We start from the raw sequence: 1,869 nt of genomic DNA on the forward strand, positions 1-1,869 counted from the left end.
GGAGATCTGGTGAATCCGGGAGTTGACAATTGACGATGTCGATCACCGTGAACTGTGATGCGTGTGGAACTACTCGAGAAGTTCCGGCGAACTACTTGTCATCGTGCAGTGTCGTGAGATCCGCGATCGAGCCAGGGTGGACACATTCCGTCGACGAGAACTACTGCTCGAATTGCGCTGCAGTGAGGGCGCAGACGTGGCCTCGAGAATCCGAGGGAGGGACTCCATGAGCATCACTGAAATTCGGCCACTAGGTGCCGTTGATGGGGTGAAGGCTCCTGTGTCTCACTCGATTCATGCGATTCCCGGTAACACCACGCTCGACGAACTCACGGAATTCGCGTGGAAGGATCTCTCGACTCCCGACAAGGCGATTGGTGCATACCGGTTGGTGTCTCTCGCCGATGACCCTGATGTGTGGGAGCAACTCGGCTCTCTCACTTACGCGCGATTCGTCGACGTCGGTGCATTCGCTGCCGTCTATTCCGAGGGGCACTGGATACCGCTCTCGTGTGGGCAATGGCTGGTGCGCACACACGACGATGACCTCATCGTTGTCTCCGACGAGGACCTCCGGCTCGGGTACGAGTTACTCGGGTGAAAGAAAAAGAGCCGTCGGAGCGCTCGCCAGGGAAGGTCGTTGACCTTGGTCTTATGTTCGTCGATTGCTTGCAGGCACCTGAGCTGTCCAGGTCCGTCTCTACTGTCCGGATCGCACTGAAAGTCCCCGCGGTCATCGAGACAGTTGTTCCCCTCGGCCGCACCAACATCCGGCAAAGGAAGACATCATGGACATCGCATCACTCATCGTCGGCGTCGCAGTAGCCGGCGCATCGGCAGCGCAGGGAGCTGGCGTAGAGCCAGTCATCACCGACACCATCACCTCGGTAGTCGAGGAACAGGCACCGGCTGCCTCCCAGTTCATTCCAGATCCGCAGCCGTACCTGGACCAGGCAACAACTGCCCTGACGCAGCTGCAGGAGCAGATTCCTCCTGCGTGGCAGTCCGAGGCGGAAAGTGCGCTACCCCCGGAACTGAAAGACGCTGCGGCGCAGATACAAGAGATCCTCCCGCCGCAGGCACAGGCTCTGATCCCCGACGTCGCCCTTCCTGCTCCCGGACCGGACTCGGTTCCGCCGGCCGGCTCGGCGCCGAACGGATCCGCTGTCGAAGACGCATCGGCAAATGACACGACACCTGCCGGAGGGCCTGCGCTTCTGCCCTCCGTGTTCAGCGCACAACCATCTAACGCTGCCGGGATACCCTCGCTCACAGGCCTGTTCGCACCGTCGGCGGTGCCGGATCTGAAGTTCGATCCCAACCTTCCTCGCAATGTTGAGTTCGCTCGCGCTGTCATCGAAGCTGCGATGCGGGCACTCGGGCTTCCCTACCAGTGGGGCGGCGGTTTGTTGACCGGTCCGTCGATGGGTGATGGAACGGGCGGCCCGATCGCCGGTTACGACTGCTCCGGACTGAGCCGCTTCGCGTACTTCATCGGAAGCGGCGGAACCAAGGTGCTGCCTCGGACGTCGCAGGAGCAGTTCCGCGCCGGACACCAGATTCCGATGAGCCAGGCACAGCCGGGTGACCTGCTGTTCGGGAATTGGCAGGCTGACGGCGCCAATCATGTCGCGATCTATCTCGGCGAGGGCAAGATGATCGAGGCACCTCAGACCGGTCAATTGGTGCAGATCAGCGCAGTCCGTTCGGACATGATCCCGGCCAGGTTCCTCTGATGACGGACCTATCTTCCACTGTGAGTAACTGCCGGGCCGAGCGGCCAGGTCGCAGTGTTTCGACGCTCAGTGGTGTCGGGGCCGCCGCCCTGATCCCGGCGGCGCTGACGACGCTATTGATTCAGTGGGGGCC

Annotated in this window: 2 protein-coding genes; both read left to right on the plus strand. The window is 61.5% G+C overall.

Going from position 1 to position 1,869, the window contains the following annotated elements; genetic code table 11:
- The first annotated feature begins 226 nt into the window (after nucleotides 1-226).
- The gene (locus ABT116_RS44000) at nucleotides 227-601 is read left to right on the plus strand and encodes a hypothetical protein (RefSeq protein ID WP_011331666.1); all 375 of its coding nucleotides are present in this window, start codon (nucleotides 227-229) and stop codon (nucleotides 599-601) included.
- A 187-nt stretch (nucleotides 602-788) separates the two neighbouring features.
- A complete protein-coding gene (locus ABT116_RS44005; RefSeq protein ID WP_011331664.1) occupies nucleotides 789-1,736 on the plus strand; it encodes a C40 family peptidase in 948 nt (315 codons plus the stop codon).
- The last annotated feature ends 133 nt before the right edge of the window (nucleotides 1,737-1,869 follow it).

The sequence above is a fragment of the Streptomyces sp. NPDC002130 genome, assembly GCF_040296465.1.
Lineage (GTDB): Bacteria > Actinomycetota > Actinomycetes > Streptomycetales > Streptomycetaceae > Streptomyces.

Bases quoted from the DNA above. Each gene is read 5' to 3' on its own strand.
- ABT116_RS44005 (WP_011331664.1), top strand. From the start codon at position 789: ATGGACATCGCATCACTCATCGTCGGCGTCGCAGTAGCCGGCGCATCG.
- ABT116_RS44000 (WP_011331666.1), top strand. From the start codon at position 227: ATGAGCATCACTGAAATTCGGCCACTAGGTGCCGTTGATGGGGTGAAG.